We start from the raw sequence: 16,108 nt of genomic DNA, 5'->3' as shown, positions 1-16,108 counted from the left end.
ATCGGTCACAATGCCCCCTTAACCTCAAATTAATGACACGTAGCCTCCTTAACTACTTGCGCTATCATGCCTTCTGGACCTTGGATAGAATAAAAGGTAGAAATATTCGGCATGATTTCTTGGACATACAAAAAACCCTTGGTGAAAATTCTTTTGATTCTTTGCAAAAAAGGACGGAAAAGCCTTTACGAGAATTGCTTGATAAAGCGGTAACCCATTCTGAATTCTATAGTGACCTGAAAAATTACAGCACACTCGAAGATTTTCCAATCACCAATAAAAATATCATCAAAACGAATTTTGATCGCACGCTAATAAAAAACGCTTCCAAGGAAAGGATCCATCAAATGTTTACCAGCGGGTCCACTGGAATTCCTTTTATGGTCTACCAAACCCAGCGAAAAAAAGAAAGGAATACAGCAGATACCATCTACTTTGCGTCGCAAGCAGGATATACCATTGGTGAAAAGTTACTTTACGTACGATTGTGGAACAAGAACCTGAAAAAAAAGAAACTGCCTGCTTTCTTGCAGAATATAGTCCAAATCAATATTGATGCCTTGAAAAACGAGGGTTACATCAAAAACCTGCTCCTAAAACTTCAGAAGGACCCCTCTCCCAAAGCTTGGCTGGGCTACCCCTCTGGTTTGGAGAAGATTTGCGATTATTTGGATAAAACAAATTCAAAACCATTGCAATGCAATGTGCGATCCATAATTGGAATGTCCGAAAGTCTCGGCGACCACGTTCGAAGCAAAATGTGGTACTATTTTAACACGCCCATGGTTTCCCGATATTCCAATTTTGAGAATGGAATTATTGCCCAACAACCAATAGATGGTGATTATTTCATCATCAATTGGGCCAGCTATGTTGTGGAAATCCTGGATTTTAATGAAGACAAACCTGCAAAACATGGACAACTTGGGCGTATCGTGATCACTGACCTATATAACCACGCCACCCCTATGATTCGATATGATACTGGCGATGTGGGTGCACTCATCACGGTACCTTCCTGCCCATTCCCGGTGTTGAAATCGGTTGAGGGAAGGAAAGCGGACATTTTAATGGACACCAAAGGAAAAATGACCAGTCCCTATAAGTATATGAGCCTCCTGCCCTCGTTCCCCGAACTGAATCAAGTGCAATTTGTTCAAAATGAAAAGAATAGATACACCATTAAACTCAACGTTGACGAAACCTTCACAAGGGAGATGGAACTCGTGCGGTCCTTTAAGGAAATCATTGGTGATGATGCAATGGTTACAGTTGAGCACGTGAATGAAATCCCGCTTTTAAATTCCAAAAAACGAAAAATCACCCGTAATTTGCTTCTTGAAAACCCCAAAGACAATCGTAAAGAAAAATCCTTAACCCATTAGGAGTCTTGTTTCATGAAAAAAACCAACATTCTTTTTACCTGCGCCGGTCGTCGCAATTACTTGATCAACTATTTTAAAGAAGCTCTTGAAGGCAAGGGTATGGTTATGGCGGCCGACAGCCAACTTACCGCACCTGCATTGGTCGATGCCGACCTGGCGATACAAGTTCCATCAATCTACAATAAAGACTATATTTTAATCCTTAAGAAGTTGGTCCGTGAACATGAAATCGATGCCATTATTTCTTTAAACGACCTTGAACTGCCCATCTTATCAAAACACAAGGATGCATTGGAATCCGAAGGTGCCAAGGTGATTATTTCAGATACAGGAGTAATTGACATTGCCTTCGATAAATACAAAACATTCAACTTTTTCAAGAACCTTGGGATTGGCACACCTAAAACATACCTAACCGTGGATGAAGTCGTCCAAGCCATAGAGCAAGGTGAGGTAACGTATCCCTTGATCATCAAACCGAGATGGGGAAGCGCTTCAATTGCGATTGACATTGCGGAAAATGAGGATGAGCTAAGGCTCGCTTATATACTTCAGACCCTAAAGGTGAAAAAATCCATCTTAAAGGATGCCAGTGCCGCCGATATCGAAAGGAGCATCTTAATCCAAGAAAAAATAGATGGTGAAGAGTATGGGATAGATATCTTGAATGATTTTGAGGGAAACCATTATGGCTCGTTCATCAGAAAGAAAATGGCCATGCGTTCCGGAGAAACGGACAAGGCCATATCCGTGATCAATGCTGAATTTTCAAGAACAGCTCGGATAATCGCTGAGAATACCAGGCATATTGGCAATATGGATTGTGATTTTTTTGTGAAGGACGGGCAAGTCTATTATCTGGAAATGAATCCAAGGTTTGGAGGGGGTTATCCCTTTTCGCATGAAGCAGGCATAAACACGCCAGCAATCTATGTGGCATGGCTCAGAGGTGAAAAAGATGTGGATAGGTTCAATACGTTTGAAGCTGGCAAGATGTTTTCAAAATATGACAAAATGATGCCCATAAAACTTTAGGATTTGGGCCAAAGCAAAGAAGCCGGGGGAACAACCTCCGGCTTCTTTGTTTTTTTTAGGAAATCATATTTTTAAAATGGTAAACTCAGACCTCCTGTTTTTGCGGTGCTTTTCCTCTGGGCAGTTAACCCCATCCTCACATTCGTTGGTCAATTTGGTCTCTCCAAAAGCTTCCCGTTTAATTCGGTCCCCCGAAATCCCTTTAGATAAAACATACTCAACAGTTCTTTCTGCCCTTCGTTCCGAAAGCCATTGATTGTATGTATCAGTACCTCTGGAATCGGTATGTGCACTTACTTCGATGACAAGGTCCGGGTTAGTCTGCATCAAGCTGACCAATTTGTCCAATATGGCCTTGTCCTGCGTGGTGAGGTACGACGAGTTTAGCTTGAAATATACATTGGAAAGTTGCTCTATCTCGCTTTTGATTTTGTTCCTTTCCGCATCCTCCGCATCCCTTTTTGCTTTCTCCAAGGCGGCAAGTTCTGCAGCTTCCTGCTCTTTTTTAAGGCGTTCAGCAAGCAAGCGGGCCTCTTCATCCGCCCTTTCTTTGGCAGCTATGGAGTCCAGAACACGTTGCTGTTCTTTCTCCATTTCCTTAAGCAGAGCCAATTTTTCCTCGCCTTTTCTTGAAAGTCCCTTTTCAACTTCAAAACGATAGGCAACCCCCAAGGCGTGTTGGATATGGTTGGACGAGTTCTCCGTGTTCATGGTCCACTTTCCGGTGGAATTGAAATCCAATCCCCAATGCTCCGAAAACCATGTCCTGAAACCGACAACTGCGTTGTAGGTGCCCCTTCCTTGGTTGTTCGCATCCGTATAACCTGCACCTATACCAATATAGGGGTCAAAAAAGCCCGTTTCTCCCAAAATCATATTCAGGTCATAGCTCACCCTAAAGTCCAGACCTAAGTAGTCCACATCCTCGGGATTGACGTTGTTGTCAACAATCTTGCCCGCTTTATATCGATTATATGATCCAATGGCCTCCACGCCCAAACCGTTCTTGAAATAGCGCCCGATACTGATTCTGGATGGAAAGGGTACCATGTTCCATCCATCGCTCAAATCCAGTAGGTCACCAAATTCATCACCCGAATCGTCCACAATATTTATCCCAAGGCCCACCATCCAAAAACTTTGGACAATGCTGTCCTTTTTGGTCAATTCTATCTCTTGTGCGGAAATGGCTATGGAAAAAACAAAGAATATAGCCGCCAATAGAGGTCTTGAAGTTTTCATAAACAAGATTTGAGGTTTATTGGGACAAAACTAGGTCAACCCTCATAAAAGGCGAATTTTGTACTTTCAAGTGCCCTAATTTTCGACAAGGAGTAAAATTGGGAAGTCCAGTAGGTTACCAATCCACCTTTTTGAAATCCATGGTTTTGGAGGTATATGGCATTTTATAAATATAGAAAGGGTACGAAACAATACTCGTATCTGCCTGATTCCCTTCCTTTTCCGCCATCAGGGAAACTGTAACCAAGAGATGGTCCTCGGTCTCTTCAGATTTGGCCAATACCGGCGTCTTTTCTCCTTGAAGTTTTCCAAGACAAAGCATGATGACTTGATTTTCGGTAAAATCGACCATGGGCACCGGAAGGCCTGGCTTTCTTGTTTTGTTTATTTGGGAATAAAGCTTGTTCAATGTTTTGGTATCCTTTATTACCGTGACCTCATATTCCTGAAACCCACTGTAGTAATCATGTGTGAGCAGGGTCATCCCCTCCATGTTCTCCAACATCTGCAAATCTGCTTTCTTTTGGGCCTTGCAGGATAAAAGGCAAATAAAAAGTATGGCCAATGCTTGCTTCACTTCAATAGGTGTTCTTGTAACGGGATTTGTATGCTTTTTCGTAGATCTCCTCATATAAGGGCAATATGTGCACTATATCAAACTTAGTAGCGGTCTTGTAAGCGTTTTCCTTGAATTTTTCAAGTGTCGCATCATCCTTTAAGATTTCTAGGGCTTTAGCTGCCATTCCCGCGACGTCCCCAACCTCGGTCAAATAACCGGAAACGCCTTGCTTGTTGACTTCCGGTATGCCCCCCACGTTACTGGAGACCACGGCCACTTTGTTGATCATCGCCTCCAGTGCCGCCAATCCAAAACTCTCCGATTCAGAAGGCAACAAAAAGAGGTCCGAGAAACACAAAATTCGGTCTATTTCCGTGCTATTTCCCAAAAACAGCACTTTGTCCTTTATTTTCAACTCGTCACACAACTGTTCGGCATACTCTTTTTCCGGTCCCTCTCCCACCATAATGAGCTTGGAGGGAATCTCTTTTTGAATCTTAAAAAAGACCTTGATCACATCCGGAATGCGCTTGACCTTTCTAAAATTACTGATATGTGTGATTATACGTTCATCCTCATTGGCCATTAGGGAACGCTGGCAATCGGTATATTCTTGACTGTATTTTGAGATATCGATGAAATTGGGAACCACCTCAATTTCTTTTTTGATATCAAAAATCTGTAAGGTGCTTTGCCTCAGCGCTTCAGAAACCGAAGTGACTACATCGGATTTATTGATGCTGAAGTTGACCGCAGGTTTGTAAAAGGGATGTTTGCCCACCAAGGTGATATCGGTACCGTGCAAGGTGGTTATCATGGGTATGAATATGCCCTCCTCCTGTAGCATTTTCTTTGCCATATATCCAGCATAGGCGTGGGGAATGGCATAGTGCACATGTAAAAGTTCAATGCCGTACAGTTTTACGGTATCCACCAATTTACTGGACAGTGCCAGCTCATAGGGTTGATAATGAAAAAGGGGATATTCAGGTACATGCACTTCATGAAAATGAATATTGTTTCCCAGAAGCTCCAGTCGCACAGGCTGTTTGTAGGTAATAAAATGAACCTCATGGCCCCTTCCGGCCAGCGCAATCCCCAGTTCGGTGGCAACAACACCGCTTCCACCAAATGTGGGGTAACATACAATTGCTATCTTCATGGTAACAAATCTAACGCAATATTTGTTGACTAATTTATAATGGAATCATAAATCGCTTGTTGGATCCTGGTGCGCAGTCCTGATTTGATCAACAAGGTGTTGGAAGATTTTGGGTAGGTCCGGTTGGACAAGAACACATAGATGAGTTCCTCCTCCGGATCGGCCCAAGTATAGGTGCCCGTAAATCCGCTGTGCCCAAAACTTTTTCTGGACACACATCCACAGGTTGGACCACTTTCCTCCAGTTGGGGTTTGTCAAAACCAACACCCCTTCGTACATTTTTGTTACAGAAATAGCACGTATTGAACTTTTTGATGGTTCGATCATCCAAAAAACGTTCTCCACCATAAGTCCCACCCTGTAAGTACATCTGCATGATCTTGGCCACATCATTGGCATTGCCAAAAAGGCCCGCATGGCCTCCCACACCACCCTGCATAGCAGCTCCCATGTCATGGACATAACCGTGCACAGTCTGGTATCGATAATAATCGTCCTCTTCGGTGGGGACAATGTTCTCCTTGGTAAACTTGGCCAGTGGATTGAATGTGGTGTGCTGCAAGCCCATGGGCGTGAACAGAAAAGAGTCTATAAGTTTATCCAGCGATTTCCGATAGGTTTCCTCTATGTATTTTTTAAATACGTAATAACCCACGTCACTGTACCTATACCGATTGGATTTAAGGCTCTGACGGCCTATTCTGTTGTAAATGGAATCCTTGTAGGCATCGGTGATATAAAGTCGGTCCGCTACCTTATTCGAAAACCCCTCAGCCGGATGGTTTCTGTAAAAATCCGAAGAAGGTTTCCTATCCTTGTTCAATGTTTCCAAATAAAAGGCTATCCATGCCGGCAGCCTGCCATAATGGGAAAGTGCCTTGAGTACCGTAACATCCTTCAATTCCGTTTCTTCATATTCTGGTATCAATTCTTTAAAGGTGTCATTGAGAGCGATTTTGCCGTCCTCTTCCATTTTCATGATCAACGGCAGAGTGGCCAAAATCTTGGTCAAAGAGGCAAGGTCATAGATATGCTCCCCGCTTACCGTATCTTTGGAAGTGTAGGTAGGCTTGCCAAAACTTTTGTCATAGATCACCTTTCCCCTTCTTGCAATCAGCACCTGTGCTCCCGGAAACATCAAGGAATCAAGACCAATCTGCACCAGACTGTCCACTTTGGCCAAGCTATGCGAGCTCAATCCCACACTTTCCGGAACGCAATACCCCAAACGTTGCAACGACTGAAGGTTGGTCCCCGTGCCCACAGGAAACTCAGGATGTGCTGAAACGGGAAGTCTTCCATTGGCCCCGAAAGCGCCAAAAATAGCCTCGGCGGCCTTCTCTTGGGCAACATCACTATTTTGATAGGCCATCACCAAGGCATCAATCGAAGCAAAATCAAAAACATCCAAAAGTGCATAGGGTCGCGCAAAAAGGGTCAAAATGGTATTGCTCGTCCTCATTTTCGAGATTTCTTGGAGCCAGAAAAGCTCATTTTTGGAAAGCTGATAGTTTTTCCATGGGCTTTCATTGCTTTTATGGACACCTATGATCACCAGATTATATTGTGCAAGGGCGTCCTTGTAACCGGAGATATCCTTGGCATCAATCTTGGTGATGGTTGTGTATTTGGAAAGGGTTTTTAAAAAAGTTGATCCAGGGTCTTCACCAAATTGCACGTAGGCTATTCTCTTATTTTCCAATTTTTTTATCGGCAGCAGTGAAAAATTGTTTTTTGCCACGGTAATTGCCTTTTCAATGGCATCTTCATACACCACATCATTCTCCACTTGATTCAAATCTTCAACCAGATTTTCCATTTCAACCGGGAGAAACTGGCTTAGTCCGGCCTTATATTTGGCCATCAATATCTTTTTTACGGAATAGGCCAATCGCTGCTCCGGTATAATGCCTTTTTCATAGGCCTCTACAAGTTTCGATTTGGCTTTCTGAACGTCCAATGGCATCAACAGTACATCATTCCCTGCCAAAAAAGCTTCCAGCTCCACTTCCCCTTCCGCAGCAAATTCTGAAACCGCCTTCATGTTCAGGGCATCTGTGAAAACCAAGCCTTTAAATCCCAGTTCTCCCTGTAATACCCCGGAGACAATTTTTCTGGATAATGTGGATGGATGTTCTTCCTTCTGTTCCAAACTCGGCACATTCAAATGTGCTACCATTACGGAATTTAAACCGCTGTCTATCAATTCTTTGAACGGATACAGTTCGATGGAGTCCAACCGTTCCCTACTGGAGTTGATGGTGGGCAAAGCCTTATGCGAATCGGTCGCGGTATCCCCATGACCCGGAAAATGCTTGCCACAGGACAAGACACCTGCGCGCGCCATCCCTTTCATGATGGCCATTCCTTTTTGGGCAACATTTGCAGGATCTTCCCCAAAGGAACGGTTACCAATAATAGGGTTCTTGGGATTGTTGTTCACGTCAATATCCGGGGCAAAGTTGATGTGGACCCCTAGCCTCCTGGCATGTTTCCCAATTTGATAGCCAACTTGCTCCACCGTAGCATTGTCCTGAATGGCCCCTAGTGTCATGTTCCATGGAAAGGCATACGTGGAATCAAGGCGCATGGCCAAACCCCACTCGGCGTCCATTCCAATCAACAAGGGTATCTTCGATTTTGCCTGATATTTATTCGTCAACCTAGCCTGACGTAAGGGACCGCCTCGGGAAAAAATCACTCCGCCTATTTGTTCTTCCTCTATAAGCTGTTCTACCTTATCGGCTGCCGCATTGTCTCCTTCAGAAGCCACACTAACCATGAAAAGCTGCGCTACCCTTTCCTTAAGCGACAAGCTGGCGTATTTTTCCTCCACCCATGTGAATTGGTCCACAGAATCTTTCGCAATCAAGGGATTGCCCTGGCCCTGCGCCACCGAAACAAATAAGAAAAAAAGTGGGATGTAGAGGTTTATCCGCATAAACAATTGGTCTAGGACATGAACTTATCACCTGCAAAATTATTGCATTCCATCGAGGTAAATACCTAATTTTGGGTTAATTGAGGTTCTTTTAAACAAAACGGGCATGCCAGCTTTCGCTCGCGGGAACTTCCCAATTTTCCAAATAATCGAGTTTGGTGGCCACCAGATTATTGAAAACAATGGTATTCTTGGAAACCGCTTTGTCCTTGGCCATTTTCTTAAAATCGGTTAAGGGCTTATAGGCAACATAATCTCCCTGTTTGAAGGAAACGTTCATTCTGTCCAGTAATGATACCTCGTATTTTTTTTCCAATCCTTGGATAAAATGTACGGAGGCATCAATGGAACAACCGGAGGCGCTTGCAAGGGATTGATCTAAGCCTATTATGATAAATCTGTCGTATTTGATCTCAAAACCTGCCTGCAATTGGTTGCCATGCGCGGTCCATTCCTTCAAAAAATCAGTAACAGATTGTTCGATTTCATCCAATTCCTGTTCTGAAAAACTACGCTCGGATTGGTAAATCCATATTCTAGCGTTGTCCGGCAATTTTGAAAAGTCTACCAACATTTTTTAAAGGTCTTGCGCATTGGCCACCAGTTCGGCGATATCCAAAACAGCGATTGATGTCTCTTTTTCCTTGTTCTTTACTCCGTCTGTCATCATGGTATTGCAAAATGGACATGCAGCGGCAATAATTTCGGGTTGGGTCTCCATGGCCTGCTCGGTGCGCTCCACGTTCACATCCTTGTCCCCTTTTTCCGGCTCCTTGAACATTTGGGCTCCTCCCGCTCCACAGCAAAGTCCCCTTTTTCTACAATTTTTCATTTCCAAGAGCTCTGCATCCAATTTTTGGATAAGCTCCCGTGGTGCTTCATATACGTCGTTGGCCCTGCCCAAATAGCAGGGGTCGTGATAGGTAATCCGTTTTCCCTTGTAGGTTCCGCCCTCCAAGGTGATCTTGCCCTCTTCCACCAGCTGTTTCAGAAACTGGGTGTGGTGAAGCACTTCATAATTGCCTCCTAATCCAGGGTATTCGTTCTTAATGGTATTGAAGCAATGTGGGCATGCGGTGACCACTTTTTTCACTTCATAACCATTCATCACCTCTATATTGGTCATGGCCTGCATTTGAAACAGAAACTCATTGCCCGCCCGTTTGGCCGGGTCGCCGGTGCAACTTTCCTCGGTGCCCAACACGGCAAAGCTTACTCCGGCCCTGTTCAAAATCTTCACAAAGGCTTTGGTGATTTTCTTGGCCCTATCATCAAAACTGCCCGCACAACCTACCCAAAAGAGTATTTCGGGTTGCTTTCCCTCTGCAAAAAGGGCTGCCATGGTGGGTACATTCATTTCGTTTGCCATTTTCTTTCCATTTTATGGTTCTTGTGCCCAGTTCAACCTGTCCATTTGATTGAACGGCCATGGTGCGCCGTTGTTTTCCAAATTTCCCATCATGTTGTTCAATTCCAATGGGGCTGCCGATTGTTCCATCACCAGGAAGCGTCTCATTTCCATGATTATGGAAAGTGGGTCTATGCTCACGGGACAAGCTTGAACACAGGCGTTGCACGTAGTGCAGGCCCAGAGCTCCTCTCGGCTGATGTAGTCGTCCAAGAGTTGTTTTCCATCGGGAACGAACTCCCCTTTATTGGCATCCATATTTTTGCCCACCTCCTCCAAACGGTCGCGAGTATCCATCATTATCTTTCTGGGAGACAACTTCTTTCCGGTTTGATTGGCGGGGCATTCGGAAGTACATCGCCCACATTCGGTACAGGTATAGGCATTGAGCAATTGGACCCAGTTCAAGTCCATCACATCGGACGCACCGAACTTTTCCGGTTCTGTTGCACCATCGGAGGGAGCGGCATAAGGATCAGCGGAAGGGTCCATCATCAATTTTACCTCATTGGTGACCGCCTCCAAATTGTCAAATTCCCCCTGTGGTTTCAACTTTCCGTAATAGGTGTTGGGGAATGCCAGCAGTATATGCAGGTGTTTTGAATAGTACAGATAGTTCAAAAAGGCCAGTATGCCCAAAATGTGCAGCCACCAAGCCGTACGTTCAATACCGATTATTGTGGGGATGGACAGGCCATCAAAAAGAGGAACGATGAACTGGCTCACGGGAAAGGCCCCTGCAGCTGCGTAGTGCTCCGCTCCCATTTGCTGCAAGCTAAAATCGGCAGCGTTCATGGTCAAAAACAGCAGCATCAATACCAATTCGATGTATAGGATCATATTGCCGTCCTTCTCCGGCCAGCCTTTCATTTCGGGCTTAATGAACCTTGCCAATTTGATGACGTTTCTTCGGATCCAAAAAATCACTACGGCCACAATGACCAATAATGCCAATATTTCAAAGGACCCTATCAAAAAATTATAAGCGCTGCCCAGGGGCGCAAAAAGTCGATGGGTTCCCAATATCCCATCCAATATGATCTCGAGTACTTCAATGTTGATGATAATAAACCCAACGTAAACGATGATGTGCATGAGGCCAGCAATGGGCCTAACCACCATTTTGGTCTGTCCCAGGGCTATTTTCGCCATATTTTTCCATCGTTGGGGCTTGTTGTCGCCAACCTCAACATCTCTTCCAAGCCTAATGTTACGAATCAATTTTTTTACATTCCTTGCAAAAAAACCAATCCCGACGAACAGGGCAATGGTAAAGATGATATTGGGCAGGTAGTCCATATTTTAGTTCTGTTTTTCGGAGGCAGGATCGTTTTCAGGAAGTTCGTACTCTTTTTGCTTTTTTCCAAAGACGGAAACGTTGACATATCGTTTTGGGTTCAACCTAAAGTCCTGCAAAAGCAGATCCAGCTCCCTTGACGCCTCGGTCAAATTGATGTAGAGGGCATCATCATGGGCCATCTTGCCCAAAGTACCCTCTCCTTTTTCAATTTTGGCCAATATCCCGTTCAATCGTTCCACGGTGGTTTTTAGGTTCGTGACCGCCTCCCCAAGTCCTGCTTTGGCAAGGGAATCGGAAAGTTTTGAAAAATTACCGGTAATCTTGTCCACATTTTTAAGGGAATTGTCAAGCTGTTCTTTGTTATTGCTCAGCAGCACGTTCAACTCTTTGGCACTTTCCTTGAAGGAACCCACTCCCTCGCTCAACGCAGCTATGGCTTGCCTTAAATCCCTTTTTGTTGGGTCGTCCAGCACTTCGTTCACATTCATCAAAAGGGAATCTGCATGCGAAAAGGCTCCCTCAATTTTCATTTGTAAGGGAGTAAGCTTTTGTTGCACCAATTCCGTGAGCCCCGGTTTGATGTTGGATATCAGGGTATCTCCAGATTTAGCTCTTGGGGCTTCATCAAACACAGGGTTGATCTGGATGCCCTTTCCCCCTATTATGCCTGTATCGTATATTTCGGCCACGCTGTTCTTTGAAAATTCAAAGTCCTTGCCCACCGAAAAGGTGACCACCAGCTTGCCAGAGTTGTCCTTGAACTTTATGTCCTGGACATTGCCCACGTTGAGGCCGTTGATGGATACCTGGGTGCCCGGTTGCAGCCCGCCCACATGATCGTAAATTGCGTAGAATATTTGGTCGTTTTCAAAAAAGGGTGATGATTTTAGATAGTTGAGCCCAAAAATAAAGGCTATTATTCCTGCCAACACTATAATCCCAGTTTTGACTTCCCTGGATAGTTTCAAAAGATTCGGTTTATGGTTTAAACAAAATTAGGAATATTTTTCACAAGCAAGCCTTCCCTCGCCAACCTATTTGAGTGCTTGGGAAATGGTAACCCGATTTCCATTTTTATAGGCGACTATATATGAGGTGGGATATCCGTGTGCGTCCGCCTTGCTTTTAAGCTTTTTGGCCTCCTCTAAAGAGCTTGCCTCACCATACATATACCGGTACAGGTTTTTATAAGGCTCCTTTGACAAAACATCCAATCCCTTAAAATTTTCGGCCCTCAAGGGAATATTTTTGGCACTGGCCAGCAACTGGACCTTAAAAACAACATCTTTTTTACTGGAAGCGGTTGTGCCCGAATTGGTATCGGAGGCTGGTTTTGAACCCATATTTGTACTTGCCTGAACAACGGTACTTTCATTTTTTGGTTGTTTCACCTCTTCTTTTTCGATGGGCACACTTACCGTTACCTCGGCATCTTCCAATTTGGGAGTCTCGCTTAGGGCAATTCCTTTTGCAAAGTCTTCCTTGTAAGCAAGAATGGCATCGGCAATGGCTTTGCCCATTTCGGCCTGGCCTTTTTTTGAGTTCAGGTAACTGCCCTCGTTCTTATTGGTCAAAAATCCGGTTTCTATCAACACACTCGGCATAAAGGTTTGGTGCAGCACAATGAACCCGGCCTGTTTCACCTTTCTGTCCTTCCGGTTGAGCTTTTTTGTGAAATTGTCCTGTAACTTCTTTCCCAAAAGAATGCTTTGATCCAGAAATTCCTCTTGCATAATGGTCAGCCCAATGATGGATTCTGGCGAGTTTATGTCATATTCAGCGTACCTTTTCTCATAGTCATCCTCAAGATAGATAACGGAGTTCTCTTTCTTTGCCACCTCAAAATTTTGTCTATTGGCATGCAGCCCCAAAACAAAAGTGCCTGCGCCATTGGCGTCGGAACTGTGGGAATCACAGTGCACCGAGACAAAAAGATCGGCATTGGCCTGATTGGCAATTTCTCCCCGCTTGAAAAGATCCACGAAGGTATCGTCCTTTCGGGTATAAACGACTTTTACGTCGGGGTTCTTTGCCAATTCTTCTCCCGCCTTGAGCACTATACCGAGCGCAATGCTCTTCTCCAGATAGCCATTGCCCAAGTTTCCAGGGTCATGCCCACCATGGCCGGCATCAAGAACAACAACGAATTTGTCCTTGGGAGGTCTTTGTAAATCAGCAATATTAAATGAAATCAGCGTTGGGGTTATGAATAATAAAACGAAAAATGTAATCCAACTTTTATTCATAAGAACTGTTTATTTATGGTGTTCCTTATTGGTTAAAAATATTGTAATCCCCAAGTAACAGAACGAAAAATATATGTAAGTTTGATCCAAAAATCGAGCCAAACCAGCACAAAAATAGGATTTATCACGTTGCAATCAAACAAACATCTTTTAGTTTTCCTATTTGTTCTTCTTTGTGGCAAATTTAGTGCAGTGGCTCAGGAGGATCTTATAAAGCCCATGCCCATTAAGGCCATGCAGGACTCCATTACCGCTCCCTTGCTGCCCGCAAACATTCTGAACGACTCCATAGTAGTTGATTCCGCTGAGGTAGATTCCACTGCTGGAAAGGAACCCCTACTGCTGGATAAAATCAAATATAAGGCGAAAGATTATGTAAAGCTCAGTCAGAGTGAAAACAAAATTTATTTGTACAACGAGGCGGAGATCTATTATCAGGACACTGAGTTGAAGGCGGGAGTGATCATCATGGACTATGTGAGAAACGAAGTGTATGCCGGACGATTGAAGGATACCTTGGGCAATTATTCACAACTCCCCTATTTTAAACAAGGTGAGAACGAGGTGAGGCCCGATTCGATACGCTTTAATTTTGATACCCAAAAAGCCCTTATCTGGAATTCCAGGACCGAGCAGCAGGCTGGATTGGGCCAGCTGGGCAGTGATAACATGAAAGTATATGCCGAAATCACCAAAAAGGAGAACGATTCCGTCTATTTTTTGAAAGAAGGCAAGCTCACCACCTCCAAGGACACGGTGAACCCCGATTACTATATCCGTGTCCGTAAGGCCAAATTTGTGCCCAAAAAGAAAATTATTGCTGGGTTCAGCAACATGTACATTGTGGATGTCCCTACCCCGATAGCACTTCCCTTCGCCTATTTTCCATTGACCACTGGCAGGGTAGCCGGGCTATTGTTCCCCACTTTTGGGAACGACCCCCAGCGGGGGTATTTTCTACAGAATGGGGGATATTACCTGCCCATCAGCGAGTATGTGGACCTAAGTATTACGGGTGACTTTTATACCAATGGGAGCTATGGTTTCCGAGGACAGTCCATCTACGCCAAAAGATATAAATTCCAGGGCAACATCAACTTCAACTATGAAAACCTGATACAAAGCCAAAAGGGATTTGATGACTTTAGCCGGACGAGCAACTACAATATCCAAATACGGCATACCCAGGACGCCAAGGCCAATCCCAATTCACGATTTTCGGCATCGGTCAACTTGGGAAGTAGTGAGTTCTTTACCAATTCGCTGAACCAAATAAACCGAAACAATACACAGACCAACGTTTTCCAATCGTCCATAAGTTATTCCAAGATTTTTCCCGCTTATCCCTCAGTGAATGCCAGTATGACCTTGAGTCACACCCAGAACTCCAGGACGCAATCGGTAAACATGTCCCTCCCCACTTTTCAGGCCAGCATGGAACGTATTTTTCCATTTGTTAAAAGGGATGGCATTAAAAAAGGACTGATTGACAATATCAACTTCCAATATGATGTAAACGCCCAGAACAGCATAACCACTACGGAAGAGGATTTTTTTACCAGTGAAATGTTCGACGGGGCCAGAATAGGTGCACGCCATCGAATCCCGATAGGCACCAATTTTAAAGTGGCAAAATACCTCAGTATGTCCCTTAACGGGGCCTATGAGGATATTTGGGCCCTGGAAACAATAAGAAGAAGGTTTGATGAGGAGGAACAGGCCGTCGTCACCGATACCATAGCTGGCTTTGACCGATTTAATAGGTACAATTTGGGCGCAAGTGTCGGTACCACATTGTATGGGACGTTCAATTTTGGGGAGGATAAAAAAATTCAGGCCATCCGCCATGTAATGAGCCCGTCCATCGGGTACTCTTACACGCCATCATTTGAGCAGTTTTACGAATCTTACGTGGATGGTGATGGAGAAGAAGTGCAATACACGCCCTTTGAGACGAGCCTTTATGGAAGACCCTCGCTAAACCGGGGCAGCTCCCTCAGTTTTTCCCTGCAAAACTCTTTGGAGGCCAAGGTGCGGGACAAGGACACGACGGTGCTGGAACCTAGAAAGGTCAAAATATTGAGCAACCTTACATTCTCCACCAGTTACAATCTGGAGGCCGATTCTTTAAAACTGAGTCCCATCAGCATGACAGGGGGTACCGAGATAATAAAGAATGTGCCCATCAACTTTTCAGCAAGTTTTGATCCCTATGCCATCGACAACAATGGACGAAGAATAAACACCTTTAACATATCCAATGGCGGGGGTTTGGTGCGATTGACATCAGCACGGATCAATACGGGATTCTCCTTGAACAGTGATATGTTTACCAAGGGAGGCGCAAAGCAAAAACAAGACGGCAAGAATCAGGATCCCAATTATGGTGCCAATCCTTTTGAACTGAGAGGGGCCAGGGACGCGCAGCCATTTTTTGAAAACAAGGATGCAGAAGCAGAGGATGCAGACAATGCACTGTACGGTAACAAAATACCCTGGGATGTGCGTTTGACCTACGTGGCAACCTATAGCAACAGGAACAGGGAAAAGGAAATAACCAACCACTCTTTAATGTTTTCGGGTAATGTGCAGCTAACTCCCAAATGGGAAGTAGGGTTTAACTCGGGCTATGATTTTAAGAACAAAGGATTTGCAGATACCCGTTTTAATTTTAGAAGGGATTTGGACAGCTTCCGGTTGAGTTTTGATTGGACCCCTTTTGGAAGGTTTGAGCGGTGGTACTTCTTCATTGGTATAAAGAGCTCCATACTCAGCGATCTTAAATGGGAAAACAGAAGCCAGCCTTTTAGTAATAGGCGCTAACAATTT

12 protein-coding genes are annotated in these 16,108 nt (G+C 44.4%); 3 read left to right on the top strand and 9 right to left on the bottom strand.

Going from position 1 to position 16,108, the window contains the following annotated elements; translation table 11 throughout:
- The first annotated feature begins 32 nt into the window (after nucleotides 1-32).
- Both K7G75_RS08990 and K7G75_RS08985 read left to right on the top strand, forming a co-directional pair.
- Entirely contained in the window at nucleotides 33-1,385 is a 1,353-nt protein-coding gene (locus K7G75_RS08990; protein WP_222983920.1) for a phenylacetate--CoA ligase family protein, read from the top strand.
- Nucleotides 1,386-1,397: 12 nt separating this feature from the next.
- On the top strand, nucleotides 1,398-2,420 hold the full coding sequence (locus tag K7G75_RS08985) for an ATP-grasp domain-containing protein (RefSeq protein WP_222983919.1): 1,023 nt from the start codon (nucleotides 1,398-1,400) through the stop codon (nucleotides 2,418-2,420).
- 63 nt (nucleotides 2,421-2,483) lie between these two features.
- Here the strand turns inward: K7G75_RS08985 and K7G75_RS08980 are convergent, their stop codons facing one another.
- From K7G75_RS08980 to K7G75_RS08940, 9 genes are all read right to left on the bottom strand, one after another.
- Nucleotides 2,484-3,662 (bottom strand): OmpA family protein, encoded by a 1,179-nt coding sequence (locus tag K7G75_RS08980; RefSeq protein WP_222983918.1) that lies wholly within the window; start codon nucleotides 3,660-3,662, stop codon nucleotides 2,484-2,486.
- A gap of 115 nt (nucleotides 3,663-3,777) precedes the next feature.
- On the bottom strand, nucleotides 3,778-4,239 hold the full coding sequence (locus K7G75_RS08975) for a hypothetical protein (protein ID WP_222983917.1): 462 nt from the start codon (nucleotides 4,237-4,239) through the stop codon (nucleotides 3,778-3,780).
- A gap of 1 nt (nucleotide 4,240) precedes the next feature.
- Complete coding sequence (gene bshA / locus K7G75_RS08970; RefSeq protein WP_222983916.1) at nucleotides 4,241-5,383, bottom strand: N-acetyl-alpha-D-glucosaminyl L-malate synthase BshA; 1,143 nt, start codon at nucleotides 5,381-5,383, stop codon at nucleotides 4,241-4,243.
- A 29-nt stretch (nucleotides 5,384-5,412) separates the two neighbouring features.
- Nucleotides 5,413-8,325: a glycoside hydrolase family 3 N-terminal domain-containing protein gene (locus tag K7G75_RS08965; RefSeq protein ID WP_222983915.1), complete on the bottom strand. Its 2,913-nt coding sequence runs from the start codon at nucleotides 8,323-8,325 to the stop codon at nucleotides 5,413-5,415.
- A 91-nt stretch (nucleotides 8,326-8,416) separates the two neighbouring features.
- Nucleotides 8,417-8,899 carry an ABC transporter ATPase gene (locus K7G75_RS08960; protein WP_222983914.1) on the bottom strand — a complete coding sequence of 161 codons (483 nt, stop codon included), beginning with the start codon at nucleotides 8,897-8,899 and terminating at the stop codon, nucleotides 8,417-8,419.
- 3 nt (nucleotides 8,900-8,902) lie between these two features.
- A complete protein-coding gene (locus K7G75_RS08955) occupies nucleotides 8,903-9,694 on the bottom strand; it encodes a (Fe-S)-binding protein (RefSeq protein ID WP_222983913.1) in 792 nt (263 codons plus the stop codon).
- 12 nt (nucleotides 9,695-9,706) lie between these two features.
- Nucleotides 9,707-11,032 carry a 4Fe-4S dicluster domain-containing protein gene (locus tag K7G75_RS08950; RefSeq protein ID WP_222983912.1) on the bottom strand — a complete coding sequence of 442 codons (1,326 nt, stop codon included), beginning with the start codon at nucleotides 11,030-11,032 and terminating at the stop codon, nucleotides 9,707-9,709.
- Between the two features lie 3 nt (nucleotides 11,033-11,035).
- Entirely contained in the window at nucleotides 11,036-12,001 is a 966-nt protein-coding gene (locus K7G75_RS08945; RefSeq protein ID WP_222983911.1) for an MlaD family protein, read from the bottom strand.
- Between the two features lie 66 nt (nucleotides 12,002-12,067).
- Nucleotides 12,068-13,279, bottom strand: a complete 1,212-nt coding sequence (locus K7G75_RS08940) for an N-acetylmuramoyl-L-alanine amidase family protein (protein ID WP_222983910.1) — start codon at nucleotides 13,277-13,279, stop codon at nucleotides 12,068-12,070.
- A gap of 129 nt (nucleotides 13,280-13,408) precedes the next feature.
- Between K7G75_RS08940 and K7G75_RS08935 the strand changes: the two genes are divergently transcribed.
- Complete coding sequence (locus tag K7G75_RS08935) at nucleotides 13,409-16,102, top strand: putative LPS assembly protein LptD (protein WP_222983909.1); 2,694 nt, start codon at nucleotides 13,409-13,411, stop codon at nucleotides 16,100-16,102.
- Nucleotides 16,103-16,108: the final 6 nt, after the last annotated feature.

Source organism: Flagellimonas meishanensis (assembly GCF_019880545.1).
Lineage (GTDB): Bacteria > Bacteroidota > Bacteroidia > Flavobacteriales > Flavobacteriaceae > Flagellimonas > Flagellimonas meishanensis.
The sequence above is the reverse complement of the archived record's forward strand: the minus strand, read 5'-3'. Positions and strand labels throughout refer to the sequence as shown.